This window comes from Micromonospora sagamiensis, from assembly GCF_014680085.1.
GTDB lineage: Bacteria > Actinomycetota > Actinomycetes > Mycobacteriales > Micromonosporaceae > Micromonospora > Micromonospora inyonensis.
The window spans coordinates 2,121,346-2,146,841 of record NZ_AP023438.1 but is presented as its reverse complement, the minus strand read 5'-3'; the positions used below and the strand labels follow the sequence as shown (position 1 = coordinate 2,146,841).

Genomic DNA, 25,496 nt, shown 5'->3' with positions numbered 1-25,496 from the left:
TCGGATTGGAAGGGCGAAGATCACGGCCCCGAGATAGCCGAAACGCCTGCTCGTGGCAGAGGAGTGGGTGTCAACTCGTGCCCGCTCGTGCCCGTTTAGAGCATCGGCTTCTGGCACGTGGCTGGCACAGGTGCCACCTAATCCGTAGTTCCCAAGACCACCACTCCGTAGCCGTTCGGCAAAGTCCGGGTCGCCTGATCGCCCCCGCATTCGGCAACTGGATCGGCGTTTGGCTCTCTGCATCCGGCCACGAACAACCCGGTCGCTGGGCACGCATCCGTGGGCTACGGTCCGCCGCATGCGGCTTGAGAAGATCACCCCCGAGAACTACAAGGCGGCTCTCGCGCTGTCCGTGCGTCCCGACCAAGAGGATCTGGTCGCGCCAGTGGTCAAGTCGCTGGCCGAGGCATACATTTTCCCCGACAACGCCTGGCCGAAATTGATCTATGACGGCGACCGACTGGTCGGCTTTCTTATGGCCTTCCTTGACATACCCTGGGGCCGCGACCCCGATGACCTGCGCTCCGGCCTCTGGCGGCTGAACGTCGAGGCCGACGCGCAGGGAAACGGTTACGGCCGGTTTGCCGTCGAGGCCGTATGCGGAGAGATCCGAGCCCGAGGCGGCAACCGGGCATACGTCACCTGGGCGCCCCGGGCAGGAGGGCCAGAGAAGTTCTACCTGAAACTCGGTTTCAGACCGACAGGCGAGCAGAGTGGTGGTCAAACGGTCGGCGTCCTGGACCTTGAACGTGCGTCGTGGTCGCCGTCCGGTTAGTCATCCGCTCCGCCCGCGCCAACTCTCTCGCTTGCGCCAAGCCATTCGTCCACTGTCGACCCACACCCCGGGGCAGGTCTGCTCGGCTTCGCCTGGGGTCGATGGTGGGCGGGATGCCACCCCATCCCAGAGACCCGAAGCGCCCCCGCTGGAGGCATACCCTTATCTGTGATCCGTCGACTGATGTGCGACACCTCAGCGCGCTGATCGCGACCAAATCCGCCGACGTGGCCGCTCGGAGGAGTCGACCGGCTCACCGCGCATGACCCGGCGCTTCCGGGCCTCGAACTCCTCGGCGCTCAGGGTGCCCGAGCCCCGCTGGTCGGCCAGCTGTCGGATCAGGGCGACGCGGTCGACCCCCGGCTTCCGCAGGCCGTTCGGCTCGGAGTCGGCCAGGTCGGCCTTGAGTGCGTCGTACTCCTCGCGGGTGAGCACTCTCATGCTCCGGAGACCGTTCAGGACCTTCAGTCGGGACCAGGAGTCGCTGGCGTCCGTCGGACCGCCTTGACGCCGCGGCGCGCCGGTCCGGGCACCGTCCGTCGTCCGTCGTGACCCGCTGCCGTCTCCACCCCGCTGCCGTACGAGCTGCACGATCCCGACGATCCCGACTACCAGGCCCATCGGAATGAACACCGCAGCCACGATGGACGCGCCGAGCCTCGCGTCCGGTGGCATCGACGACTGGGTGAGCACCTTGACCAGCAGGGCGGCACCGCCTCCGGCGAAGCCGACCGTCCACAGGACCTGCCCGGCGCCCGGTCCGGAGAAGTTCCGCTTGCTCACGATGATGCCCAGAATCCACATGATCGCGCCGGCCATCGACAGCCAGAACAAGCCTGTCGTGCCCTCAGGGCAGGGACGCGCGACCACATATGAACCACCCGACGAGCAACTGCCGATGTCGAGCACCTGATTCAGCCCGATGCCCAGCAGCACGATGCCGATCAAGCCGGTCACCAGGCTCGCGATCTCACGCGCGACGGTCTTCATCCACGCTCCCAGGGACGATCGAGGCCGCGACTATCGCACGATTCACCAAGGGTGGTGGCATCACGGTGAGCGGCATCCTATCCAGCGACGTCCGACATGCGTGTCCACCGACAAGGCCGCGTGTCTCCGCCCTTCGGGCCACCCCTGCACCGACCGGTGCGAACTGGCTGTGCGATGTCACCGGCAAACACCAGCAGCAACCCATCACCGGCGGCTGCCCCGCTTGTGTTTCGAGCGACCGGTGAACGGTTTCCCGTCGCCAGCCTCGGCATCCCGGAGCGGCCTCCCCGGCCGCTGCGCCGGACGCCGGGGGAACCAGCGCCGGAACGGCAGGCGGGACAACGCCAGCGGGACCGCCACCACCAGGACCACGAACCCGACCGCGCCCAGTACGCCCTGCACCCGCCCCCGGTGCCCACTGAGCTGGTCGAAGTCGGTGACGAAGTCGCTCGGATCCGCACGGTTCACCCAGATGGTCACCGTCTCGCCCCTGGTTCGGCAGACCTGGACGCAGCCGACCTCCGCCTCGTGGGTTCGGCCGGCCACCTCGTACCGGAAGTACATGGTGGTCGACGGGCTGGACCGGTTGCCGCCACCTTCCGTCACCCGGTTGTGGACGACAGCCTGCGTTCGTACCCCGTCGTTTCGCAGTTCGGTCTTCCAGTCGTCCAGCGCGAGCTGGGTGTGGACCGGCAACCAGAGCAGCGCTGAGCCGAGCATCAGCAGCAGTAGGGCACCGACGGTCACCCAGGAGATGCGTGGCAGCGCGGTCGAGGACATCCGGCAATCGTGCCGCTGCCCCGCAAGTCGGAGAGGCCGGCCGACGGCTACCGGGCGACCGGCCGGCGGGTGAGTACGACCCCGACGAGGACCAGGCCGACACCGACCAGGATCGCGCCGGTGACGGGCTCGTCCACCACCAACCACCCGAGCAGTACGGCGACGATCGGCAGCAGGTACGCGACCACGGAGGCGGCGGTGGGGCCCTCGTCGCTGATGATGCGGTAGTTCAGCACGTACGCCACACCGGTGCCGAGGATGCCGAGCACGAGCAGGCTGAGCACGGCGTCGACCCGCCAGACCGGCGGCTCCAGTCCGGCGAACGGCATGGCCAGGGCGAGCAGTGCGGTGGCCGCGCCGAGCTGGCTCGCCGACAGCACGATCGGACTGATCCCCCGACCGGCCAGGTAGCGTCCCATGTAGACGTAGCTGACCCCGTAACTGGCGGCGGCGGCGAGGCAGGCCAGGCCACCCCAGCTCGCGATCTCGTTGGCGGACTCCCAGGGCGAGAAGATCACCACGACCCCGAGGAAGCCGAGCCCGAACCCGGCACCCTTCCGCCAGGTCACCGACCGGTCCACGCCGACCAGGAACGCCAGCAGGAGAGCCCACAGCGGGGTGGTCGCGTTCAGCACCCCGGCGACGTTCGACCCGACGGTCTGCTCCCCGACCCCGAACAGCACGTACGGGATCGCGTTGGCGACCAGGGCGGCGACGAACAGGTGCCCCCACAGCCGCCAACCGCGCGGAAACCCGAGGCCACGCGACAGGACCAGCGGGGCGAGGACCACGAAGCCGAGCAGCAGCCGGGCGAAGACGATCTGTACCGGGTTGAAGCCGCGCAGCGCCAGCTTGATCCAGAGGAAGCCCGAACCCCAGAGCAGCGCCAACGCCGCCAACCGGACCAGCCCTGCCCGGCTGAGAGCTGCCCGGTGGTCAGTCTTCAACAGGCATCTCGTAGTCGAGACCGTTGAGGTCCGCCCGCATCACGAACCGGGTCACCTCGAAGGGGCGCCCTTGGTCGTCGACGCCGGTGTGGAGTACGTCGAGCACCGGTACGCCGGGCGGCATGTCGAGACCAGCGGCCTCTTCAGGCGTGGGCATCCGCGCGCTGACCTCCTCCCGGATCCGCGTGATCGGGTGACCCAGATCCTCGAACCGCTGGTAGATGCTGCCTGGGCCGAGCTTCTTCTCCCGGCCGAGCGGTGAGTCCGCCACCAGAGCGGCCGGAATGTACGTGACGCCGATCTGGACGGGTTCGTCGTCGGCGAAGTACCAGTTCTCCCGGCGTACGACGGGCTGCTCCTCATCGAGGTCGAGCCGTTGGGCCACCTCGGCGGGGGAGGGGACTGTGGTGACCGAACGACATTCGACGTGGGGAGTGCGTCCCTGGCGTTCGACCTCGATCCGGAAGGGGGAGAGGCCGGTCTCGGCTCGGGCCTGCCGCGAGTACCGGTTCCGGCCGAGGCGCATCAGGGGACGGCGGGTGCGCACGAAGACCCCTCGGCCGTGCTGGGCGACGGCCAACCCTTCGGTCTGGAGGATGCCCAGCGCCTCACGGGCGGTGTTGCGGGCGGTGTCGTACCTCGCGGCCAGTTCGCGTTCCGACGGCAGCCGGGCACCGTCGGCCAGGTCGCCGCGGGTGATGGCCGCCCGTAACTCGTCCGCGATGCGACGGCTGGGTGGCCGCCGATCTTCCTGCTCGCCCACGGGAATCACCTGTCTCTCCGATCCTTGTACGTGAGACTACCTCAAGTGGCTTGAGCCAGTTGTTGACAAGTATCCGGCGCTGGGGCAACCTGGACTCGTCACCGACTGGCTTAAGCCAGTTACCAGGAGTCAGCTCTGGTGCCGTACTGCCGATTGGGCTGCGGTGGCAGGGCGGGGTGGTCCGCCCGTGCGCGGCGGGCGGGTGGGCCACCCCTTCCACGTCACGCCTGAGAGCGCGACGAGCACGAAAGTGGGAGGAGGCGCAACGGTATGCGGGCGTTGTTCCGGTCGTGTGGCCGGCACCACCGTTCCCCGAGCCGGGCCGGGGCCGGCGGACTGTACCGGTCGCGGGGCTACGCGCCGTTGCGGCCGTGGCAGGTGCGGGGGCGACGGTTCGCGCCGGTGCGGTGGTGGCGGCGCGGCCTCGACCCCGACGAGGTCGGCGAGTTCCTGGACCGGGTCGCCGACGACCTGACCACCCTCTACGAGCTGCTGTACTCCAGCCGGCAGGAGACCGCCCGGGTCAAGGACGCCCTACGGCGCTGGCAGTCCGAGTACGCCGCCCGTGGCGACGAACGGAGCTACCGCTGATGCCCGAACGGTTCGTGATCCACCTTCCGGTCGTCGCCCGTGACCTGCCGGGGGCGGTACGCCTCGCGCGGGTGCTGGCTCGCTGGACGCGCGTCCTGCCGTACACCGACCCCGGCGAGACCACCGTCTCGCACGAGGACGAACAGGGCGTACGGCATCGGGTCTTCTGCGATGCCCGGCTGCCCGGCGGCCGGCGCTGTCTGCTCCGCGCCGACCACGACGGACCCTGCACCCGCCGCCTCGGTCCACGCTGACCTGCGGCGGGCCTCCCGGGCCGGGTTACTCGCAGACCCGGAACGCGCCGTCCTCCTTGACCAGGGTGAAGACCTGGGTCCGTTGGATGCCGCCGTCGTAGCTGAGCCGGACGGTGGCGGTGCCGGTGGTCCGGCCGTTGACGTTGTTCACCACCACGCCGTCGATGTCGTAGTTGACCAGCTTGGGCTGTGTCGCGGCGAGCTGGGTGAACTCCTGCTCGCTCATCCGGCCCCGCGTCGAGGAGCAGAGCTGGGCGTAGGCGGTTTGGTTGTCGCCCCGCCGCACCGCGTCCAGGTACGTCCTGGTGGTGTCCTGGACGGGGGCCACCGCGTCGCTGACGGTGCGGTAGAGCAGGAAGCCGCCGACTGATCCGCCGACGCAGCAGAGCAGGAAGACCACGGCGACGATGATGGCGATCGTCCGTCCGGTGCGCCGCGGCCGTGCCGGGGGTGCCGCGTAGAGCTGGTAGTCCATGGCGCAGACGGTAGGGAGCCGGCGCAACACGTCGTCGGATCATGGCTCGACAACTCCGATGTGCGGTTGATCAAGGCTTGGCACACTTGGTTGATGACCTCAATCGATGATCTGGCCGCCATTCGGTACGCCCGTATGCGGTGGAACGCGCCGCTGTCGGAGGACCACGCCGACCTGCTCCTCGACCGGCTCGGCGTTCCCGCCGGTGCTCGCGTGCTGGACCTCGGTTGCGGGTGGGGTGAGCTGCTGCTCCGCGCGGTTGCCACCGGCGGCACAGCCGGCGCGCTCCGCACGACGGGTGTCGGTGTCGACACCAACGACGCGGATCTGGCGCGGGGTCGAGCGCTCGCCGTCGAACGGTCGTTGGACGCGCAGGTGACCTTCGTCGAACAGGAGGCGGCGGCCTGGCGGGAGCCAGCCGACCGGGTCCTGTGCATCGGCGCGTCGCACGCCTTCGGCGGCACGGTGGCGGCCCTCGACGCCCTCACCGAACTCGTGCCTTCGGGCGGACGCCTCCTGTTCGGTGACGGGTACTGGGAGCGTCCGCCCACGGCCGAGGCCGTGGAGATCTTCGGCGAGGGGATCCTGCCCCTGGCGGACCTCGTCGAGCAGGCCCGAGCGTCGGGCTGGCGGGTCCTGCATCTGAGCACCGCCGACCAGCGGGAGTGGGACGACTTCGAGGCCAGGTGGCGGGCGGGCCGGCAGGAGTGGTTGCTGGAGAACGCCGCAGACCCCCGGGCGAGCGAGGTCCGTGCCGAACTCGACGCCCAGCTGCGCCAGTACGTCGGCGTCTACCGGGGCGTTCTCGGTTTCGCCTATCTCGTACTCGGTCGCTGACCTGCCGACCGCCGGAGCGTCCGGTCCCTGACCGTTGCGTGGTGCCGCTCGCCGGGAAGTCGGCGGAGAATCTCGCGCCGACACCCCTCCACGCTCCGCCGTCCGGGCGTGTGAGGAGAGCAGGAGGTGCCGTGTGGATGCCGACCGGCAGTCGTTCGAGGCGTACGTGCAGGCCCGTGGTCCGGGTCTGTCCCGGCACGCCTACCTGCTCACCGGCGACCACCACCTCGCCGAGGACCTGGTCCAGCAGACCCTGCTGCGGGTCGCCGGCCGGTGGCGGCGGGTGGTGGCCGACGGCGACCCGGACCCGTACGTGCGTCGGGTCCTCTACCACCAGCACATCTCCTGGTGGCGGTGGCGGACGCGGCGGGTGCGGGAGGCTCCGCTGGACACCACCGACCGGCCGGTACCGGACGAGGCGGACGCGGTTGCCGTGACGCTCGCGGTCCGGGCGGCGCTGGCCCGGCTCGCTCCCCGGCAGCGCGCCGCGATCGTGCTGCGGTACTTCGACGACCTCAGCGAGGCACAGATAGCCGACACCCTCGGCTGTCGGGTCGGGACGGTGAAGAGCCAGCTGCGGGACGGGCTGGCCCGGCTGCGGGTGCTCGCCCCGGAGCTGGCGGAGCTGCTGGAGGTGGGGTCGTGAGCGATCGGGTCCTGACGGAGACACTGCGCCGGATGGCCGAGGAGTCACGGCCGGCACGAATCCCGCCGGACACCTGGCGGCGCGGCCGGCGCCGGCACCGACGCCAGGTCGGGGCGGCGCTGGTGGCGCTCGTGGCGGTGGTGGTCGGCACGCCGTTGCTGCTGCCCGCGTCCCCGGATGCCGGACCCGCGCCGGCCGGGGCGGATCGGCCGGTGGTGCCGGCACGGGTCTACCCGCCGCTGCTCGGGGAGGCGACCGTCGTCGAGGACCCGCCGGGCCCGGCTGTCCTGCTGGTGTCGGGCCACCGGGAGCTGCGCGGCAGCGACATCTGGGGCTGGGAGGGGCGCAGCCTGGTGGTCGGGCGCGACGGCAGTTACCGCCTGGCCCGTACGGTCGGGGAGACCACCGCGGGAACGGACGACCTGCTGCTCTCGCCGGACGGTCGCCAGCTGGCCGCGCAGCCCTGGCTGGAGGGCAGCCAGTGGCCCGACGACCCGGTCGGGCAGACCGCGATCCTCGACCTGACCACCGGCCGGGTACGGCAGCACGCCGGTGGCCTGCCGGTGGCCTGGGCCCCGGACGGCCGGTCGCTGCTGGTGATGGCGCAGAGCACCGACGGGCAGCTGGGACGGTTGAGCCTGCTCGACCCGGCCAGCGGGGCGGTACGCCAGCTTCCCGAGATCACCGGCGGGTTCCGTCCCGGCAACCTCGCCGCCTTCTCGCCGGACGGCTCCCGCCTCGCCGTGGCGACGACCGACGCGCTGTACCTCGTCGACCCGGCCGCCGGCACGGTCCGTACCCTCGGTGCCCTCACGCCACGTGACCGGCTGGCCGGGCCGGGCGCCTGGCTGCCCGACGGCGACCGGATCGCCACCTGGACAATGGGTGACTGCGAGGACGGCGGCAGCTGCGACGAGGGACGCCTGGCCCGGCGGTCGATCCGGATCGGCTACCGGAACGCGTCCACCGGCGACCCGGCGACCGGCCCGGCGCTGCCCTCCGCGCGTGGCCTGGCCGCCCGGCTGCTCGGTTGGCAGCGCGACGGTGACGCCGTCGTCACCGAGTACCAGCCGGAGCAGGGGCTGACCAGGCAGGCCGACGACGCCTACTGGTCGGAGACCGGCTGGACGGAGGTCGGCGCGGTCGGGCTGTGGGAGTTCCGTCCGGACGGCACCCGGGCCGAACTGGTGGAGCTGCCGGCCAGCGCCCTCTTCGTCGACGTGCCGGCCAACCTGCTCGACAGCTTCGGCGGGCCGTCGACGTCGCGGCCGGAAGGAGCCGTCCGGTGGCTGCTCGCCCTCTGGTGGCCGTTCGGGCAGTTCCTGCTGGCGCTGGGCGGACTGGTGGTGGCCGGGGTGGGGTGGCGACTGGCCGTCCGTCGGCGCAGACGCAGAGCAGGGTCCGGGGCGGCGGGGAAATCGGTGGACATCACGTCCAGATAGGACAAGCGTCGACGGGATGCGACAGGAAGACATCTGGGACGCCGATGCCGCCCGCAGCTACGACACGCCCGGCACCGGCATGTTCGCACCCGAGGTGCTGGGGCCGACCGTCGAGCGCCTCGCCGCACTCGCCGCCGGTGGCCGGGCGTTGGAGTTCGCCATCGGCACCGGCCGGGTGGCCGTCCCGCTCGCCGAGCGGGGGGTGTCCGTCACCGGCATCGAGCTGTCCCGGCCGATGCTCGACCAGCTCCGGACGAAGGCGGACGAGGCGACGATCCCCGTGGTCGTCGGCGACATGGCGACCACCGTCGCGCCCGGTGCGTTCTCGCTGGTCTACCTCGTCTTCAACACGATCTCCAACCTGCTCACCCAGCCCGAGCAGGTCGCGTGCTTCCGTAACGCGGCCCGTCACCTCACCCCCGGCGGCCGGTTCGTCGTCGAGCTGTGGGTGCCCGAGCTGCGCAAGCTCCCGCCGGGCCAGCAGGCCGTGGTCTGGCACTGCGAGCCCGACTACATCGGCCTGGACACCTACGACGTGCTGCGCCAGCACGTGGTCTCGCACCACTTCCGCTTCGGCGAGGGCCGGCAGGCGACGCTGGGCCGCAGCCCGCACCGCTACATCTGGCCGGCGGAACTGGACCTCATGGCCCAACTGGCCGGTTTCGAGCTGGAGAGCCGGCACGCGGACTGGGACGCCTCCGAGTTCACCGCCGACTCCCGGTCCCACGTCTCGGTCTACCGCCTCCCGGCGGGCGACTGACCGGCTACGTTCGGACGCCGGCCGGCCCCGAAGGTAGGGAACGGCCACCAGCTTCCCCGCAGGGCGCCGGTCAGCGGGCGTCGTAGCGGGCTCGGGCGGCCTCGATCTCGCCCAGGTGCCCGGTCGCCCACGCCTCCAGCCCGGCGACCAGGTCGACCAGGCTGCGACCGAGGTCGGTCAACTCGTAGTCGACCCGGGGCGGAACGGTGGCGTGCGCGGTACGGGTGACCAGCCCGTCGCGTTCCAGGCCGCGCAGCGTCTGGGTGAGCATCTTCTGGCTGACGCCGTCGATGCGTTGGGCCAGTTCGCCGTAGCGCTTCCCGCCGTGGGCGAGGGTGAGCACGACGAGCACGCTCCATCGGTCGCCGATCCGGTCGAGGACCTGCCGGCTGCCGCAGTTCCGCTGGTAGGGATCCGGTTCCACGTCTTGACTCTCTTTCAGAACGTAACTCACTTCAAGGTGCCTACTCTCCAACGGGAAGTAAGGCGGAAGTCTTCCCGTTGGTTCAGGTGACGCAGGTCAGACCCGGATCCCAGAGGAGAGAACACATGTCCATCGTCGTCACCGGTGCCACCGGTCACCTCGGCCACCTCGCCGTCGAGTCGCTGCTGCGACGCGGCGTTCCGGCCGACCGGATCGTCGCCCTCGGCCGCAACGTGTCCCGCCTCGCCGACCTCGAAGCGCGCGGCGTGGTGGTGTCGGCGGCCGACTACGACGACCCCGCGTCGCTGCGGACCGCGTTCGCCGGCGCGGAGAAGCTGCTGTTCGTCTCCGGCAGTGAGGCCGGGCGGCGGGGAGCCCAGCACCACAACGTGGTCGCCACCGCTCGGGAGGCCGGCGTCGGGCTGGTCGCCTACACCAGCATCGTGAAGGCCGACACCTCCAGTCTCCTGCTCGCCGCCGAACACCTGGCCACCGAGCGGGAGCTGGCCGCGTCCGGCCTGCCGTACGTGGTGCTGCGCAACGGCTGGTACCTGGAGAACTACACCAACCAGCTCGCCACGTACCTCCAGCACGGGGTCCTCGGATCGGCCGGCGACGGCCGGGTCAGCGCGGCCGCCCGCGCCGACTACGCCGAGGCCGCCGCCGCCGTGCTGACCACCGAGGGGCACGCCGGCCGGGTGTACGAACTGGGCGGCGCGCCGTTCAGCATGACCGACCTGGCCGCCGAGGTGTCCCGGCAGAGTGGGCGGGACGTCGGCTACACCGACCTGCCAGTCGAGAAGTACACCGAGATCCTGGTCGGCGCGGGCGTGCCCGAGCCGTACGCGGCGGTTCTCGCCGACGCCGACCGGGGGCTGTCCGTCGGCGACCTGTACGTCGAGGACGACGACCTGCGGGCGCTGATCGGTCGGGAACCGACCTCGCTCGCCGAGGCGGTGCGGGCCGCCTGGCCGGCGGCGCGGTAGTGCACTGTGGCCACCTCGTTCCCGCCGACGGGGTGGCCGCACTGCCCACTGTGGTGGCGTCGGGACCGAACGTGTCGCCGTTGTGGGAGTTTGCCGGCGCGGCGGGCATTTGCCGGGGCAGTTCCCGCTACCCCAATTCCCGTCGTTCGACACCTCTCTATTTCTGTCGGTCTCTCGGTCTAGGGTGAAGGTGCATCCTGGCAGGTGGGAGCCGGTGGGCGGGTCGAGGCGATCTTGGGGATTGATGACGAATCACGTACTGCGGCAACATGAGCGGGAAGGTGCACATGGTGAGATGAACACCGAAATCAGGGGTAGCTATTCGGAGTCGGGGTAGGTACGAACGGTCCGAACCCCCCGATCCCCGGTGTGCCCGTTCCCACGCCCCTTTGCTCGATCGGACCTCTGTGGCACGATCGTGGAACCTCCTCCATCCGTCTTCTCCCCCACCCCTGTTGACAGGAGCGCAGTGATGTCTGGTCGGAAGCCCTTCCGGTTCGCCGCAGTCATGGCGCTGATGGCCTTTGCCGTGGTCGCCGCCGGCTTCCTCGGCACCGACAGCGCCGGACCGCAGTCTGATTTCGAGTGGAGTGCCCCGGTGTCGGCGGTCTCCGTCCTCATCCCCTGAGGTCGGCCCGACGTCGTCGAGAGGTCGCTGGTTGGAGGCCCGTTCGAGGCACGAGTAACGAGGGAGCCGGATGACGAGCGCTCGCCCGTCGTCGCGCAGATCGACCGACCAGGCCTGGCTGATCACCGGTCCGCTGGCCCTGTTCGCCGTGGTCTGCTCGGTCGCCCTGGCCCTCGTGTCGGATCCGTCCCCGGGTAACCCGGTACTGACGTTCGCCCTGCTGGTCGTGATGGTCGCCGCCGTCAGCCAGGTGTTGCACTTCGTCATCGGCCGGCAGGGGATGACCTTCACCATCAACGAGATCCCGCTGGTTCTCGCCTTCTTCTGGCTGCCACCGCTGACGGTCGTCGTGTTGAGCGTGGCGGCGGTGCTCGTCGTGCAGTTCAGCCGCCGAACATCGCCCACCAAGCTGTGGTTCAACGTCGCCAAGGCCGGCGCCTCGATGTCGCTGGCGGGGCTGGTGCTGGTCGCCCTGCCACCGCTGGAGGGCGTCGGTCCGCGTACCTGGCTGACCCTGTTCGGCGCGGTCATCCTGAACACGCTGGCCTCCCTGGCGGCGGTCGGTGGCGTCATCAGCCTGATGCACGGCTGGCAGGCCGGGCGGGAGGTGATCCGTACGGCGGGGCCGCCGCTGCTGACGTCGGGGATCAACGTGGTCATCGGCCTGGTGGTCCTGATCACGATCGAGACGAACTGGTGGGCCCTGGTGCTCATCGCGGTGCTGGGCTTCGCGGTGGTGCTGGTCTACCGCTCCTACGCGCAGTTCTTCCGCCAGCACCGCACCCTCGGCGACATGTACGAGCTGACCCGGGCGATGACCACCAGCGGGCAGGACGGCACCCTGGTCGACGTCCTGCTCGCCCGGATCCGCAAGCTCATGCAGGCCGAGTACGCCACTCTCTGGCTGCCCGCCCAGGGGCGGCACTCCGAGGTCATGCTCACCGCGCGGGTGGACGCTCCGGGCCTGCTCGACGTCCCTCCCACCCCGGTGGTGGTGCGGGAGGAGGCCCGCCGGGAGCGGCGCACCCTGGCCTGGGGTGCCCGGCTGGACGGCGACGACCAGCTCGGTGCCGCCCTGCGCGGCACCGGGGTCAAGGACGTCATCGCGGTGCCGCTGCGCTCCGGCCAGGCGGTGATCGGCACGCTCGAGGTGGTCAACCGGCTCAGCGACGCGGGTCACTTCACTCCGGACGACATCCCCGTCTTCGAGACGGTGGCCGCGCACGCCGCGATCGCCCTGGAGAACTCCCGACTGGTGGACCGGCTCCGGCACGACGCGTACCACGACGGGCTGACCAAGCTGCCGAACCGGCGGCGGATCGCCGACGCGCTCGGCGAGGCGGTCCGGATCCGCGCCCCGGGCGAGGTGGTCGCCGTCCTCCTCTTCGACGTCGACGGGCTGCGCCAGGTCAACGAGTCCCTCGGCCACGTCGCCGGGGACAAGGTCCTCGCCGAGGTCGCCGAGCGGCTGCGCGCGTCGGCCCCGTCCTCGGCCCTGGTCGGTCGGCTCGGCGGAGACGAATTCCTGCTCACCCTCCGGGTGGAGAGCGCCGAGGCGGCCCTGGAACTGGCCGCCCGGCTGCGCGAGCAGATCCGCGACGAGATGGTCTTCGAGCCGCTCACCCTGGACGTGGACACCGCCGTCGGGGTCGCCGTCCACCCGGATCACGGCAGCGACGCGGCCACCCTGCTGCAACGGGTGGAGCTGGCCGCGACGGCGGCGAAGTCGACGCCGGGCAGCATCCAACTGTTCAGCCCGGCGCTGGAGTCCCGGTCGCTGCGCCGCCTCGGCATCGCCGGTGACCTGCGACAGGCCCTCGACGAGGGCGGGGTCGAGGTCTACTACCAGCCGAAGGTGACCCTGCGCGACCGGCGACTGGTCGGGGTGGAGTGCCTGGCCCGCTGGGAGCACCCGGCACACGGCGCGGTCACGCCGGAGGACTTCGTCGCGGTGGCCGAGCACACCGGTCAGCTCGGCCGGCTCACCGAGCTGGTGCTCCGGGAGGGGCTGCGGCGCAGCCGGGACTGGGCGCACGCCGAGCAGCCGCTCTCCGTCGCGGTCAACCTCTCCGCGCGTACGCTCACCGACCGGCACTTCCCCGACCAGGTACGCGAGCTGCTGGACGAGTACGGCGTACCGCCGCAGCGCGTCACCTTCGAGATCAGGGAGACCGGGGTGCTGGACGGCACCGACCGCCCCATCCCGACCCTGCGACGCCTGCGCGACCTCGGTGTCCGCCTGTCGGTGGACGACTTCGGCACCGGCTCCTTCTCCCTGGCCTACCTGCGCCGACTGCCGGTGCACGAGGTGAAGGTGGACCGTTCCTTCGTGCAGGGCATGGCGACCGATCCGGGCGACCTGGCGATCGTGAACGCCGTGGTGACCCTCTCCCAGCAGTTCGGGCTGGCCGTGGTGGCCGAGGGGGTGGAGAGCGAGCTGACCCTGGAGCTGCTCCAGGACATCGGCTGCGACATCGGCCAGGGCTTCCTGTTCAGTCGTCCGCTGCCGTACGAGCGGCTGGAGGCGTGGTTCGGGGCCCAGGCGGAGGTCGAGTCGGTGCCCGGCCCGGACGTGCGACGTCTCCGCGTGGTGCCCTGACCTGCGCCGATGCCCGCCACGGCGGGGGAGGGGGGATCCGATTTCACCTCCGGGTCTCCGCCGTGTACTGTTACCCCTGCGCGACACCCCCCGGGGTGATCGGGTAGGCCCCCTTAGCTCAGTCGGCAGAGCGTCTCCATGGTAAGGAGAAGGTCTACGGTTCGATTCCGTAAGGGGGCTCAGAGGGTCCGGCTGGACCCGCCTGCGGCGGTGTAGCTCAGATGGCAGAGCAAGCGGCTCATAATCGCTGTGTCGCCGGTTCAAGTCCGGCCACCGCTACTCTCGTCCTCCGGGCCGATGTCCGGTGGTCGGTGGAACGGGCGCCAATGGCGCCCACTTTGCGTGTCCGCGTAGTCAGCGCGTAAGCTACTGCGCCGTAGTTGACCCGTTAGCGAGGAAGGCACTCCGCCGTGGCGAAGGCGACCGATGTCCGGCCGAAGATCACTTTGGCGTGTGTGGAGTGCAAGGAGCGCAACTACATCACGCGCAAGAACCGTCGTAACGACCCGGACCGTATCGAGCTGAAGAAGTTCTGCCCCCGGGACGGCAAGCACACCGTCCACCGCGAGACCCGCTGACCCGGCGGCCGGCCTCCGCCGGCCGGTCCACTCAGCTTCCGACGCCGATCCGGCGCGCAGGGCATGGCATCCGCCGTCCGTGCGTGCCGGATCGGCGTTTTTCGTCCGTGTAGGTTCTCGGCATGTCACTGGACCCGTCCTTCGTCGGCCGGAGCTACCCGCCGACCGCCCCCTACCAGGTGGGCCGAGAGAAGATCCGTGAGTTCGCCACGGCGATCGGCGCCACCGACGCCGCGTACCACGACCCGGAGGCCGCCCGGGCCCTCGGCCACCGCGACGTGGTCGCCCCGCCGACCTTCCCGGTGACGATCACCATGGCGGCGAGCCGCCAGATCGTCGACGACCCCGACCTCGGGGTGGACTACAGCCGGGTCGTCCACGGCGACCAGCGGTTCGCCTACACCCGCCCGGTGGTCGCCGGGGACGAGCTGGTCTGCGTCAACCACGTCGAGGCGATCGACAACCGGGGCGGGCACGGCTTCCTGACCATCCGGACCGAGGTCTCCACGGTGGCCGACGAGCCCGTGGTCACCGCCTGGTCGAAGCTCGTCGTACGCGGGGAGGACTGACATGGACGCGGCAACCACGGCCACCGACGCGGCGAAGGCCCCGATCGAGCTGCCCACCAGGACGTACCGGATCACCCGGGCCGATCTGGTCCGCTACGCGGGTGCCTCCGGCGACTTCAACCCGATCCACTGGAGCGACCGTTTCGCCACCGGCGTGGGGCTGCCCGGGGTGATCGCGCACGGGATGTTCACCATGGCGCTGGTCGGGCGGGCGGTCACCGAGTGGGCCGGCGCGCCGGACGCGGTGGTCGACTACAACGTCCGCTTCACCCGTCCGGTCGTCGTGCCGGACGACGACGAGGGGGCCGAGATCGAGGTCGCCGCGAAGGTGCGGGAGATCACCGAGGACGGGCTGATCCGCCTCGACCTGACCGCCACCTGCGGCGGGGAGAAGGTCCTCGCCCAGGCCCGGGCGGTCATCCGGCCGCCCCGCTGAGCTGCGTTTCGACCCGCGAGGGGCAGACCGGTTGGGAAAGTGGACCCACTACCCGTACACTGGTCCGCCGTGGGGCAAGTGACCCCTGCACCGTCCTGCGTGTCGGTGCGGGGAGAGCGTGCCGCACAGGGGTGTAGCTCAATTGGCAGAGCAGCGGTCTCCAAAACCGCAGGCTGCAGGTTCAAGTCCTGTCACCCCTGCGCCTCAGGCCTGACCGTCCCGTGGGTCGCGCCGCCTGCCGGCGGCGTTCGGCCCGTGGTGGTGGTATCGGCGGGGTGGCTCCGAGGCATCGGGCCCTTCGGCTGATCCGCCGGCCGCGGCCCGTCGCGGGACGGTTGGTCCGGCCGGCGTGACCAGCGCCGCGCACGTCCGACAACGTGCGACCCGACATCCGCGACGGAGGGCGAAGTGGCCGACAACAAGCGGCGCGGCGAGGACGCCGGCGACGACCGTCTCGACGACGAAGTCGTCGAGAGCGTGGCCGACGACGACGACGCCACCGACGCCGAGGAGCCGGTATCTCGGGGCGGCACCGCGACCCGGTCGCGGACCAAGGCCGAATCGGCCGACAGCAAGCCGAAGACCAAGTCGGACGACAAGGTCGGATTGTTCGGGCGCATCGCGCGGTTCATCCGCGAGGTCGTGGCCGAACTGCGTAAGGTCATCTGGCCGACCCGCAAGGAGCTGCTGACCTACACCGCGGTGGTGGTCGCGTTCGTGACGGTGGTCACCGCGCTCGTCGTCGGACTCGACTTCGTGTTCGCCAAGGGCGCGCTGCTGGTCTTCGGTGGATCCAGCTGACCAAGCGATAGTGACGGAAGTGAGCGAGCGTGCCTGAGTACGACGAGACCGCCGGATCCGCGGACGAGCAGTCCTCGGTGGTGACGGCGGCGGGTGACGAGTCGGTCGAGGCCGCCAGCGAGCCGGAGTTCGCGCTGACCGAGCCGGAGCCGGAGTTCGACCCGGTTGCCGAGCTGCGCCAGAAGCTGCGTTACGCACCGGGTGACTGGTACGTGGTGCACTCCTACGCGGGCTACGAGAACAAGGTCAAGACCAACCTCGAGACCCGGATCACCAGCCTTGACATGGAGGACTACATCTACCAGGTCGAGGTGCCGACCCGGGAAGAGGTAGAGGTCAAGAACGGCAAGCGCCTCCAGGTCCAGAACAAGGTCTTCCCGGGGTACATCCTGGTCCGGATGGAGCTGACCCCCGAGTCGTACTCCTGCGTCCGCAACACCCCGGGCGTCACCGGTTTCGTGGGGGCGACCGACCGGGCCGACCGGCCGGCCCCGCTCTCCCTCGACGAGGTCCTGAAGTGGCTGGCCCCGGCGGTGGAGACCGAGCAGAAGAAGGCGAAGCCCGAAATCAAGGTCCTCGACTTCGAGGTCGGCGACTCGGTCACCGTCACCGACGGCGCGTTCGCCTCGCTGCCGGCCACGATCAGCGAGATCAACGCCGACCAGCAGAAGCTCAAGGTACTGGTGTCGATCTTCGGCCGGGAGACTCCGGTGGAGCTCAACTTCAACCAGGTCACCAAGATCTGACGTAGCGTCCGGGGCGGTGGGCGAGGCCCGCCGCCCCGACCCGTACGCAGGTCCGGTGGCCCTCGCTGAGGGGTTGCGGCGGCCTGCGCTACCCTTGAATGTCGCTCCCCGCCTGTCGTGCTGACCGTGCGCGCATCAAGCGGGACGCGCCAGCATCACTTTTCCCGTTCCAAGCCCCAGGAAGAGACATGCCTCCGAAGAAGAAGCTCGTCAAGACGTTCACGCTTCAGCTGCCGGCGGGCCAGGCCACCCCGGCGCCGCCGGTCGGCCCCGCGCTCGGCCAGCACGGCGTGAACATCATGGAGTTCTGCAAGTCCTACAACGCGCAGACCGAGTCGCAGCGGGGCGACATCGTCCCCGCCCAGATCAGCGTGTACGAGGACCGGACCTTCACCTTCGTGCTGAAGACCCCGCCCGCCGCCCGGCTGCTGATCAAGGCCGCCGGTGTGCAGAAGGGCTCCGGGGTGCCGCAGAAGGACAAGGTCGGCTCGGTCACCCGCGCCCAGCTGCGCGAGATCGCCGAGAAGAAGATGGCCGACCTCAACGCCAACGACCTCGACCAGGCTGAGAAGATCATCGCCGGCACCGCCCGGTCGATGGGCATCGTCGTCAACGACTGACCTCGGCGACCAGACACCAGACCCGTTCGTGGGAGGGCGCGTGACGCACGGCGCCCGCCAGAGACCACAGGAGTAGTCAGAACATGCAGCGCAGCAAGAGCTACCGCAAGGCCGCCGAGGTCATCGACCGGTCGAAGCTGTACAGCCCGGCCGAGGCGGTCAAGCTCGCCAAGGAGACCACCAACGTCAAGTTCGACGCCACGGTCGAGGTCGCCATGCGCCTCGGCGTCGACCCCCGGAAGGCGGACCAGATGGTCCGCGGCACGGTCAACCTGCCGCACGGCACCGGTAAGACCGCCCGCGTGATCGTCTTCGCCGCCGGCGCGAAGGCCGAGGAGGCCGCCGCCGCCGGAGCCGACGAGGTGGGCACCGACGAGCTGGTCGCCCGGATCCAGGAGGGCTGGCTGGACTTCGACGCGGCGATCGCCACCCCGGACCAGATGGCCAAGATCGGTCGGATCGCGCGGATCCTGGGCCCGCGCGGTCTCATGCCGAACCCGAAGACGGGCACGGTGACCATGGACGTCGCCAAGGCCGTCACGGACATCAAGGGCGGTAAGATCGCCTTCCGGGTGGACAAGCACTCGAACCTGCACCTGATCATCGGCAAGGCGTCCTTCTCCGAGACGCAGCTGATCGACAACTACGCGGCCGTCCTCGACGAGGTGCTGCGGGTCAAGCCGTCGGCCGCCAAGGGCAAGTACCTCAAGAAGGTCACCCTCACCACCACGATGGGCCCGGGCGTTCCGGTCGACCCGAACCTGGTGAAGAACCTGAACGAGGCCCCGTCCGAGGGCTGACGAACGGAACAACCGGTCGGGGCGTCGTCACCGTTGGTGGCGGTGCCCCGATCCGTCTCTCCTGTGGCAGGCTCGTCGCATGCGGCTGGAGAACGTCTCAGTGCGGTACCACCGGCGGGGGCCGTGGGTGCTGCGACAGGCGAACGCAGAGGTCGGGCCGGGTGAGGTGGCCGTCGTTCTCGGCCGTAACGGGGCCGGCAAGTCCACCCTGCTCCAGGTGACGGCCGGGGTGCTCCGCCCCACCCGGGGACGGGTCGTCGACCGTCCCCGCCACGTCGGCTGGGTGCCGGAGCGGTTCCCCGCCGACCAGCCGTTCACCGTGGCGTACTACCTCACCGCGATGGCCCGGGTGGCCGGGCTGTCCGTCGCCGAGGCGGACCGGGCGGTCGACGAGTGGACGTCCCGCCTGGGCATCGCCGGGTTCCGTCGGGTCCGCCTGCCGGACCTGTCGAAGGGGACGGCGCAGAAGGTCGGCCTGGCGCAGGCGATGCTCCGACCCCCCGGCCTGCTGGTGCTCGACGAGCCCTGGGAAGGCCTGGACGCCGCCGCCCGCGACCTGGTGCCGCTGGTGGTCGACGAGGTGCTCGCCGCCGGTGGTCGGGTGCTGGTCAGCGACCACCGCAACGAAACGGTCCGGCTGCCCGGAGCGCGGCGCTGGACGGTCGCCGAGGGCACGGTCACCGAGACCGGGCCGGACGAACCGGAGGACGTGGCGGTGGTCGAGGTGGCGGTGCCCGCCGCGCGGGTCGCCGGCACGGTCGCCCGGCTGCGCGCCGAGGGCCACCAGGTGCTGCGGGTACGCACCGCCGGGCCGGCCAGGGCCGGAGCGGGTCCCGGGGTGGGGCCGCGCCCACCGGCGGCCGACGACACCGCCCTCCCGGACGAGGTGGCCCGGTGACCGCGCTGGTCCGGCTCCGGCTGGCCGGGTTCCTGCGTACCGGCCGGGTCCTCGGGCCCCTCCTCGCCGGCCTGGTCGTGCTCGGGGTCCTCTACGGCGGCGGTCGCGCCCAGCCGGCGGAGGCGTACGGCGTCTCGGCGGTGGTCCTCTTCCCGGTGCTGGCCTGGCAGGCCAAGATGCTGCTGGACGTGGAGCCGGACGTGCAGCGCCGGATGGCGGTGGTGGCGGTCGGCAGCCGTCGCCGGGAACAGGTGGCCGGTCTGGTCGCCGCTACGGTGGTGGCGCTCGGCACGGTGACGTTGGCGCTGGTGCTGCCCTGGCCGCTGGGTGGGCTGGCGACTCCGGCGGCCGTCGACGACCGGTCGGTGCCGGTGGGGATCGCGCTGGGGCTCTGGGCCCACCTGCTCGCCGTGCCGGCCGCTGTGGCGCTGGGCGCGCTGGCCAGCCGTGCCTGCGCTGGCAGCACCGGGTACGGCGTCGCGGTGCTCGCGGTCGGTGCGGTCGTCGCGCTGGTGTTCGGCCGGTCCGGCTCGGTCCTGCCGTGGCTCGCGCCCCCGGTCCTGCCGACCGCGCGGGCCACCGCGACGGGGGTGACGGTGCCGGCGGCGCTCCTGCTGACGGGTTGGGCGGTGCTCTGGACCGGCGTGGTGCTGGCCGGCTACGCCTGGCGTCGCCGGCTGCGGGGCTGAGGCCACCGGCCGTCCCGGGCGGCGCTGCCGTGCGGTCCGGTCGTCGCGTCGGGTGGTGGCGATCCGGTGGGGGTGACCGGGCCCACGTCGGGGTGGATTTGGCGGTGGGGGAGAGGTCGCGTAGTCTTCCGACGTCATCCAAGGTAATTTTGGATGTGGTACCACCCAGAGACCGCTGGTCACCGTGCTCCGGCACGGTCGAAGGTCCCGCGAACGACGGGCGACCCGCGTAGGGCGGCAAGCGAAAATCGGTTCGTTGGTACGTGGTCCGCCGACTACGTTTCCGATCGGCCGGCCCTCGCCCCGTGCGCCCTGCGCCGGGGCTTTTCTCGTTACCCGCGATTCCTCCGCCACCACCGACGCCTCCCGGCTTCGTTGGTGACCAGCCTGGCGCAACGAGAGAGGAGGGACATGGCGGACAAGCCGATCCGGGCCGACAAGGCCACGGCCGTCGCCGAGCTGACCGAGCAGTTCCGGGGCGCCGGCGCCACCGTGCTGACCGAGTACCGCGGCCTGACGGTCGCCCAGCTGACCCAGCTGCGGCGCTCGCTGGGCCAGGAGACGACCTACACGGTCGCCAAGAACACGCTGGCCAAGCGCGCTGCGACGGACGCCGGCATTGCCGGCCTCGACGAGCTGTTCACCGGTCCTACCGCGCTGACTTTCGTTTCGGGCGACGTCGTCGAGGCGGCGAAGGGACTTCGCGACTTCGCGAAGGCCAACCCGAAGCTCGTCATCAAGGGCGGTGTCTTCGAGGGCAGGGCCATCTCCGCGGCCGAGGTCACGAAGCTCGCCGACCTGGAGTCCCGTGAGGTGCTGCTGGCCAAGCTGGCCGGCGCGATGAAGGGCAACCTGAGCAAGGCCGCGGCCCTGTTCCAGGCCCCGCTGTCGAAGACCGCCCGTCTGGCGGCTGCTCTGCAGGACAAGCGCGAGAAGGAGGGCGCCGAGCAGGCCTGACGGCCTCCCGGCACCCCGGTTCGATCTTCCGTAGATTAGGAAAGGACGCCAGCTATGGCGAAGCTCAGCACCGACGAGCTGCTCGACGCGTTCAAGGAGATGACGCTGATCGAGCTCTCCGAGTTCGTGAAGCAGTTCGAGGAGACCTTCGAGGTCACCGCCGCGGCCCCGGCCGCGATGATGATGGCCGGGCCGGTCGGCGGCGGCGCGGCTGCCGAGGCCGAGCCGGAGAAGGACGAGTTCGACGTCGTCCTCGAGGCCGACGGTGGCAAGAAGATCCAGGTCATCAAGGTCGTGCGTGAGCTGACCGGCCTGGGCCTCAAGGAGGCCAAGGACGCCGTCGAGAGCGCTCCGAAGGCCATCCTGGAGAAGGTCAACAAGGAGACGGCCGAGAAGGCCAAGGCCAAGCTCGAGGGTGAGGGCGCCAAGGTCACCCTCAAGTGACCCGAGCCTGCCTCGACGGTGTCCGGCTCACGTGAGCTGAGGCACACGACGGCCGACGACGGGCGGTGACCCCTTTTGAGGGGTCACCGCCCGTCGTCGTCTCGTCACCTGCTGGCAATGCGCGTGAGCTGGGAATTGGCTGTGGCGTCCGGTGACTCAGCGGTGTCGTACGGTCGCACGGCGGTGGGAAAGAGCCCTCCGGAAGGTGATCAGCCCTTGACGCGACCCCGCCCGGGCAGGCACGCTGACACCTGCAAGACCTTCAACGCTTGCGACGGCCACGCCCGGGGTAAGGGCAGCGGCAGCACCATGCCGCAGCAAACCGGGTGGTCCAGCGGGAGCGCCGCGTTCCGAGCGGCCCGGTAGACCCCGTTTCGGGGGTCCCGAGGCACGTTCCGTGGCGACCTGCGGGGTGGGCTGGACAGCGGTTAGCCTTTCGGCTACACTGCTAGTTTGCGCTGCCTTCCGATCTCGACCCCTGCTCGGAATGTCCAATTATGGGTGTTCCTGGTGGGGTCATTGGAGTGCACGCGTACCAGCCGTTCTGCAGCACCGGTCCTCGGAAGGACGCATCTTGGCAGCTTCCCGCCCTGCGAAGACCAGTCGTACGTCGAGCGCTTTCGCTCCCCGCCGTGTCTCATTCGGCAGGATCACCGAACATCTCGAGGTCCCCAACCTCCTCGCCATCCAGAACGAGTCCTTCGACTGGCTCGTCGGGAACGAGGCCTGGCAGGGCCGGTCGGCTGACGACCCGCACGCACGCTCGGGTCTCGCGGAGATCCTCGAAGAGATCAGTCCCATTGAGGACTTCTCCGGCACCATGTCGCTCTCCTTCTCGGCGCCGCGCTTCGACGAGGTCAAGGCCTCGATCGAGGAGTGCAAGGAGAAGGACCTGACCTACTGCGCGCCGCTCTTCGTGACCGCGGAGTTCACCAACAACACCACTGGCGAGATCAAGAGCCAGACGGTGTTCATGGGTGACTTCCCGATGATGACGCCGAAGGGCACCTTCATCATCAACGGCACCGAGCGCGTCGTGGTCAGCCAGCTCGTCCGCTCGCCGGGCGTCTACTTCGACAAGCAGCCGGACAAGACCTCCGACCGCGACCTCTCCAGCGTCAAGGTGATCCCGAGCCGGGGTGCCTGGCTGGAGTTCGACATCGACAAGCGCGACACCGTCGGCGTCCGGATCGACCGCAAGCGCCGCCAGGCCGTCACCGTCCTGCTCAAGGCGGTCGGTTGGTCGGCCGAGCAGATCCGCGAGCGGTTCGGCTGGTCCGAGCTGATGATGACCACCCTGGAGAAGGACCACATCGCCGGCCAGGACGAGGCGCTACTCGACATCTACCGGAAGCTGCGCCCTGGCGAGCCCCCGACCCGGGAGAACGCCCAGACCCTGCTCGACAACCTCTTCTTCAACCCGAAGCGGTACGACGTCGCCAAGGTCGGTCGGTACAAGTTCAACAAGAAGCTCGAACTCAGCGTGCCGATCACCACCGGCACGCTGACCGAGGACGACATCGTCGCCACCGTCGAGTACCTCTGCCGGCTGCACGCCGGTGAGGAGGGCTACGAGGCCGACGACATCGACCACTTCGGCAACCGTCGCCTGCGCACCGTCGGCGAGCTGATCCAGAACCAGGTCCGGGTCGGCCTCTCCCGGATGGAGCGGGTCGTCCGCGAGCGGATGACCACCCAGGACGTCGAGGCGATCACGCCGCAGACCCTGATCAACATCCGCCCGGTGGTGGCGGCGATCAAGGAGTTCTTCGGTACGTCGCAGCTGTCCCAGTTCATGGACCAGACCAACCCGCTGGCGGGCCTGACCCACCGGCGTCGGCTGAGCGCGCTCGGCCCGGGTGGTCTGTCCCGGGAGCGGGCCGGCTTCGAGGTCCGGGACGTGCACCCGTCGCACTACGGTCGGATGTGCCCGATCGAGACGCCGGAAGGCCCGAACATCGGTCTGATCGGCGCGCTCTCCACCTTCGCCCGGGTCAACCCGTTCGGCTTCATCGAGACGCCGTACCGGAAGGTCGTCGACGGTCGGGTCACCGACCAGATCGACTACCTGACCGCGGACGAGGAGGACCGGTTCGTCAAGGCCCAGGCGAACGCGCCGCTGCTGGCTGACGGCACCTTCGCCGAGGACCGGGTCCTGGTCCGCCGTAAGGGTGGCGAGACCGAGGACGTGGCGCCGTCGGCCGTGGACTACATGGACGTCTCGCCGCGCCAGATGACCTCGGTCGCGACCGCGATGATCCCGTTCCTCGAGCACGACGACGCCAACCGGGCCCTGATGGGCGCGAACATGCAGCGGCAGGCCGTGCCGCTGGTCAAGGCGGAGTCGCCGCTGGTCGGCACCGGCATGGAGTACCGTGCCGCGGTCGACGCCGGTGACGTCGTGGTGGCCGAGGTCGGCGGTGTGATCGAGGACCTCTGCGCCGACTACATCACCATCCACCAGGACGACGGCCACCGCCGGACGTACCTGCTGCACAAGTTCCGCCGCTCCAACGCCGGCTCCTGCGTCAACCAGAAGCCGGTGGTCTTCGAGGGCGACCGCGTCGAGGCCGGCCAGGTCATCGCCGACGGTCCGTGCACCGACGAGGGCGAGATGGCGCTCGGGCGCAACCTGCTCGTGGCGTTCATGACCTGGGAGGGCCACAACTACGAGGACGCGATCATCCTGTCGCAGCGCCTCGTGCAGCAGGACGTGCTCACCTCGATCCACATCGAGGAGCACGAGGTCGACGCCCGGGACACCAAGCTCGGCCCGGAGGAGATCACCCGCGACATCCCGAACGTCAGCGAGGAGATGCTCGCCGACCTCGACGAGCGCGGCATCATCCGGATCGGCGCCGAGGTCGTCCCCGGCGACATCCTGGTCGGCAAGGTCACCCCGAAGGGTGAGACCGAGCTGACCCCGGAGGAGCGGCTGCTCCGCGCGATCTTCGGCGAGAAGGCGCGTGAGGTCCGGGACACCTCGCTGAAGGTGCCGCACGGCGAGACCGGCACGGTCATCGGCGTACGGACCTTCTCCCGCGAGGACGGCGACGAGCTGCCGCCGGGCGTCAACGAGCTGGTCCGGGTCTACGTCGCCCAGAAGCGGAAGATCCAGGACGGTGACAAGCTCGCCGGCCGGCACGGCAACAAGGGCGTCATCTCCAAGATCCTGCCGGTCGAGGACATGCCGTTCCTGGAGGACGGCACCCCGGTCGACATCGTGCTCAACCCGCTCGGCGTGCCGGGCCGGATGAACATCGGCCAGGTCCTGGAGACGCACCTCGGCTGGGTCGCCAAGACCGGCTGGAACGTCGAGGGCGACGACGCCGACTGGAAGCGGGCGCTGCGTTCGATCGAGGCCGCCGAGGCCGAGCCGGACACCAACGTGGCCACCCCGGTCTTCGACGGTGCCCGCGAGGAGGAGATCTCCGGTCTGCTCGCGTCGACCCTGCCCAACCGGGACGGCAAGCAGCTCATCGGCTCCAGCGGCAAGGCGCAGCTGTTCGACGGTCGCTCCGGCGAGCCGCTGCCCGACCCGATCGCGGTGGGCTACATCTACATCCTGAAGCTGAACCACCTGGTCGACGACAAGATCCACGCTCGGTCGACCGGTCCGTACTCGATGATCACGCAGCAGCCGCTGGGTGGTAAGGCGCAGTTCGGTGGCCAGCGGTTCGGCGAGATGGAGTGCTGGGCCATGCAGGCCTACGGCGCGGCGTACGCGCTCCAGGAGCTGCTGACCATCAAGTCCGACGACGTCCTGGGCCGGGTGAAGGTCTACGAGGCGATCGTCAAGGGCGAGAACATCCCCGAACCGGGCATCCCGGAGTCGTTCAAGGTGTTGCTCAAGGAGCTCCAGTCGCTCTGCCTCAACGTCGAGGTGCTCTCCAGCGACGGTGTCGCCCTGGAGATGCGCGAGACCGACGACGAGGTGTTCCGCGCGGCAGAGGAACTCGGCATCGACCTCTCCCGCCGGCCCAACGAGGGTGTGAGCAGCGTCGACGAAGTCTGATCGGGCCGGGTGCGGCGGCGCGCGACACCATCGCCGCCGCACCCGC

General features: G+C 70.2%; 28 protein-coding genes and 3 tRNA genes. 25 read left to right on the top strand and 6 right to left on the bottom strand.

Translation table 11 applies throughout. The features are described 5' to 3' along the window. Nucleotides 1-298: 298 nt before the first annotated feature. Nucleotides 299-775, top strand: coding sequence for a GNAT family N-acetyltransferase (locus tag IGA62_RS09020; RefSeq protein WP_145815435.1), 477 nt, complete (start codon nucleotides 299-301; stop codon nucleotides 773-775). A 195-nt stretch (nucleotides 776-970) separates the two neighbouring features. Here IGA62_RS09020 and IGA62_RS09015 read toward each other — a convergent pair whose 3' ends face one another. From IGA62_RS09015 to IGA62_RS09000, 4 genes are all read right to left on the bottom strand, one after another. After that, nucleotides 971-1,765, bottom strand: a complete 795-nt coding sequence (locus tag IGA62_RS09015; RefSeq protein ID WP_145815436.1) for an SHOCT domain-containing protein — start codon at nucleotides 1,763-1,765, stop codon at nucleotides 971-973. A 204-nt stretch (nucleotides 1,766-1,969) separates the two neighbouring features. Beyond that, complete coding sequence (locus IGA62_RS09010) at nucleotides 1,970-2,545, bottom strand: DUF3592 domain-containing protein (protein ID WP_232624929.1); 576 nt, start codon at nucleotides 2,543-2,545, stop codon at nucleotides 1,970-1,972. Between the two features lie 47 nt (nucleotides 2,546-2,592). Further along, nucleotides 2,593-3,492, bottom strand: a complete 900-nt coding sequence (locus tag IGA62_RS09005; RefSeq protein WP_198501216.1) for a DMT family transporter — start codon at nucleotides 3,490-3,492, stop codon at nucleotides 2,593-2,595. After that, on the bottom strand, nucleotides 3,482-4,255 hold the full coding sequence (locus IGA62_RS09000) for a GntR family transcriptional regulator (protein WP_198501215.1): 774 nt from the start codon (nucleotides 4,253-4,255) through the stop codon (nucleotides 3,482-3,484). The genes IGA62_RS09005 and IGA62_RS09000 overlap by 11 nt, the downstream gene beginning before the upstream one ends. A 270-nt stretch (nucleotides 4,256-4,525) precedes the next feature. Between IGA62_RS09000 and IGA62_RS08995 the strand changes: the two genes are divergently transcribed. After that, nucleotides 4,526-4,846, top strand: coding sequence for a DivIVA domain-containing protein (locus tag IGA62_RS08995; protein ID WP_145815437.1), 321 nt, complete (start codon nucleotides 4,526-4,528; stop codon nucleotides 4,844-4,846). Next, nucleotides 4,846-5,100 (top strand): hypothetical protein, encoded by a 255-nt coding sequence (locus tag IGA62_RS08990; protein WP_145815438.1) that lies wholly within the window; start codon nucleotides 4,846-4,848, stop codon nucleotides 5,098-5,100. The genes IGA62_RS08995 and IGA62_RS08990 overlap by 1 nt, the downstream gene beginning before the upstream one ends. Before the next feature lie 25 nt (nucleotides 5,101-5,125). Here the strand turns inward: IGA62_RS08990 and IGA62_RS08985 are convergent, their stop codons facing one another. Continuing rightward, nucleotides 5,126-5,575 (bottom strand): Rv0361 family membrane protein, encoded by a 450-nt coding sequence (locus tag IGA62_RS08985; RefSeq protein WP_145815439.1) that lies wholly within the window; start codon nucleotides 5,573-5,575, stop codon nucleotides 5,126-5,128. Nucleotides 5,576-5,668: 93 nt separating this feature from the next. Here IGA62_RS08985 and IGA62_RS08980 point away from each other — a divergent pair, with 93 nt between their 5' ends. From IGA62_RS08980 to IGA62_RS08965, 4 genes are all read left to right on the top strand, one after another. Further along, on the top strand, nucleotides 5,669-6,412 hold the full coding sequence (locus IGA62_RS08980) for an SAM-dependent methyltransferase (protein ID WP_145815440.1): 744 nt from the start codon (nucleotides 5,669-5,671) through the stop codon (nucleotides 6,410-6,412). A gap of 133 nt (nucleotides 6,413-6,545) precedes the next feature. After that, nucleotides 6,546-7,058 (top strand): SigE family RNA polymerase sigma factor, encoded by a 513-nt coding sequence (locus IGA62_RS08975; protein WP_145815441.1) that lies wholly within the window; start codon nucleotides 6,546-6,548, stop codon nucleotides 7,056-7,058. Then, nucleotides 7,055-8,500, top strand: coding sequence for a WD40 repeat domain-containing protein (locus IGA62_RS08970; RefSeq protein ID WP_145815442.1), 1,446 nt, complete (start codon nucleotides 7,055-7,057; stop codon nucleotides 8,498-8,500). The genes IGA62_RS08975 and IGA62_RS08970 overlap by 4 nt, the downstream gene beginning before the upstream one ends. 16 nt (nucleotides 8,501-8,516) lie before the next feature. Next, nucleotides 8,517-9,260 carry a class I SAM-dependent methyltransferase gene (locus IGA62_RS08965; protein WP_145815443.1) on the top strand — a complete coding sequence of 248 codons (744 nt, stop codon included), beginning with the start codon at nucleotides 8,517-8,519 and terminating at the stop codon, nucleotides 9,258-9,260. Between the two features lie 70 nt (nucleotides 9,261-9,330). Here IGA62_RS08965 and IGA62_RS08960 read toward each other — a convergent pair whose 3' ends face one another. Beyond that, nucleotides 9,331-9,684, bottom strand: a complete 354-nt coding sequence (locus tag IGA62_RS08960; RefSeq protein ID WP_145815444.1) for a winged helix-turn-helix transcriptional regulator — start codon at nucleotides 9,682-9,684, stop codon at nucleotides 9,331-9,333. A 125-nt stretch (nucleotides 9,685-9,809) separates the two neighbouring features. Here IGA62_RS08960 and IGA62_RS08955 point away from each other — a divergent pair, with 125 nt between their 5' ends. The 18 genes from IGA62_RS08955 to rpoB all read left to right on the top strand — a co-directional run bounded on the left by IGA62_RS08955 (nucleotide 9,810) and on the right by rpoB (nucleotide 25,450). Continuing rightward, complete coding sequence (locus IGA62_RS08955) at nucleotides 9,810-10,670, top strand: SDR family oxidoreductase (protein ID WP_145815445.1); 861 nt, start codon at nucleotides 9,810-9,812, stop codon at nucleotides 10,668-10,670. A gap of 472 nt (nucleotides 10,671-11,142) precedes the next feature. Next, the gene (locus tag IGA62_RS08950; protein ID WP_186499711.1) at nucleotides 11,143-11,298 is read left to right on the top strand and encodes a hypothetical protein; all 156 of its coding nucleotides are present in this window, start codon (nucleotides 11,143-11,145) and stop codon (nucleotides 11,296-11,298) included. Nucleotides 11,299-11,368: 70 nt separating this feature from the next. Continuing rightward, nucleotides 11,369-13,897, top strand: a complete 2,529-nt coding sequence (locus IGA62_RS08945; RefSeq protein ID WP_145815446.1) for a putative bifunctional diguanylate cyclase/phosphodiesterase — start codon at nucleotides 11,369-11,371, stop codon at nucleotides 13,895-13,897. A 107-nt stretch (nucleotides 13,898-14,004) separates the two neighbouring features. After that, nucleotides 14,005-14,077: transfer RNA gene (locus IGA62_RS08940), tRNA-Thr, on the top strand. Nucleotides 14,078-14,103: 26 nt separating this feature from the next. Beyond that, nucleotides 14,104-14,176: transfer RNA gene (locus IGA62_RS08935), tRNA-Met, on the top strand. Between the two features lie 131 nt (nucleotides 14,177-14,307). Next, nucleotides 14,308-14,475, top strand: coding sequence for a 50S ribosomal protein L33 (gene rpmG, locus IGA62_RS08930; RefSeq protein ID WP_013288652.1), 168 nt, complete (start codon nucleotides 14,308-14,310; stop codon nucleotides 14,473-14,475). Between the two features lie 122 nt (nucleotides 14,476-14,597). Next, a complete protein-coding gene (locus IGA62_RS08925; RefSeq protein WP_091451988.1) occupies nucleotides 14,598-15,044 on the top strand; it encodes a MaoC family dehydratase N-terminal domain-containing protein in 447 nt (148 codons plus the stop codon). Between the two features lie 43 nt (nucleotides 15,045-15,087). Further along, on the top strand, nucleotides 15,088-15,480 hold the full coding sequence (locus IGA62_RS08920; protein WP_145821716.1) for a MaoC family dehydratase: 393 nt from the start codon (nucleotides 15,088-15,090) through the stop codon (nucleotides 15,478-15,480). A 127-nt stretch (nucleotides 15,481-15,607) separates the two neighbouring features. Beyond that, nucleotides 15,608-15,680, top strand: a tRNA-Trp gene (locus IGA62_RS08915). A 208-nt stretch (nucleotides 15,681-15,888) separates the two neighbouring features. Further along, nucleotides 15,889-16,281 (top strand): preprotein translocase subunit SecE, encoded by a 393-nt coding sequence (secE, locus tag IGA62_RS08910; protein ID WP_145815447.1) that lies wholly within the window; start codon nucleotides 15,889-15,891, stop codon nucleotides 16,279-16,281. A 29-nt stretch (nucleotides 16,282-16,310) separates the two neighbouring features. Next, complete coding sequence (nusG, locus tag IGA62_RS08905) at nucleotides 16,311-17,027, top strand: transcription termination/antitermination protein NusG (RefSeq protein WP_145815448.1); 717 nt, start codon at nucleotides 16,311-16,313, stop codon at nucleotides 17,025-17,027. 188 nt (nucleotides 17,028-17,215) lie between these two features. Then, nucleotides 17,216-17,647 carry a 50S ribosomal protein L11 gene (gene rplK / locus IGA62_RS08900; protein ID WP_091451977.1) on the top strand — a complete coding sequence of 144 codons (432 nt, stop codon included), beginning with the start codon at nucleotides 17,216-17,218 and terminating at the stop codon, nucleotides 17,645-17,647. Between the two features lie 83 nt (nucleotides 17,648-17,730). Then, nucleotides 17,731-18,447, top strand: a complete 717-nt coding sequence (gene rplA, locus IGA62_RS08895) for a 50S ribosomal protein L1 (RefSeq protein ID WP_091451974.1) — start codon at nucleotides 17,731-17,733, stop codon at nucleotides 18,445-18,447. Between the two features lie 79 nt (nucleotides 18,448-18,526). Next, nucleotides 18,527-19,345: an ABC transporter ATP-binding protein gene (locus IGA62_RS08890; RefSeq protein ID WP_145815449.1), complete on the top strand. Its 819-nt coding sequence runs from the start codon at nucleotides 18,527-18,529 to the stop codon at nucleotides 19,343-19,345. Beyond that, nucleotides 19,342-20,034: a hypothetical protein gene (locus IGA62_RS08885; RefSeq protein ID WP_145815450.1), complete on the top strand. Its 693-nt coding sequence runs from the start codon at nucleotides 19,342-19,344 to the stop codon at nucleotides 20,032-20,034. Before IGA62_RS08890 ends, IGA62_RS08885 begins: the two co-directional genes overlap by 4 nt. A gap of 411 nt (nucleotides 20,035-20,445) precedes the next feature. Continuing rightward, nucleotides 20,446-20,991, top strand: coding sequence for a 50S ribosomal protein L10 (gene rplJ, locus IGA62_RS08880; RefSeq protein ID WP_091451966.1), 546 nt, complete (start codon nucleotides 20,446-20,448; stop codon nucleotides 20,989-20,991). Nucleotides 20,992-21,045: 54 nt separating this feature from the next. After that, nucleotides 21,046-21,435, top strand: a complete 390-nt coding sequence (gene rplL / locus IGA62_RS08875) for a 50S ribosomal protein L7/L12 (RefSeq protein WP_145815451.1) — start codon at nucleotides 21,046-21,048, stop codon at nucleotides 21,433-21,435. Nucleotides 21,436-22,009: 574 nt separating this feature from the next. Beyond that, complete coding sequence (gene rpoB, locus IGA62_RS08870; RefSeq protein WP_145815452.1) at nucleotides 22,010-25,450, top strand: DNA-directed RNA polymerase subunit beta; 3,441 nt, start codon at nucleotides 22,010-22,012, stop codon at nucleotides 25,448-25,450. Nucleotides 25,451-25,496 lie beyond the last annotated feature (46 nt).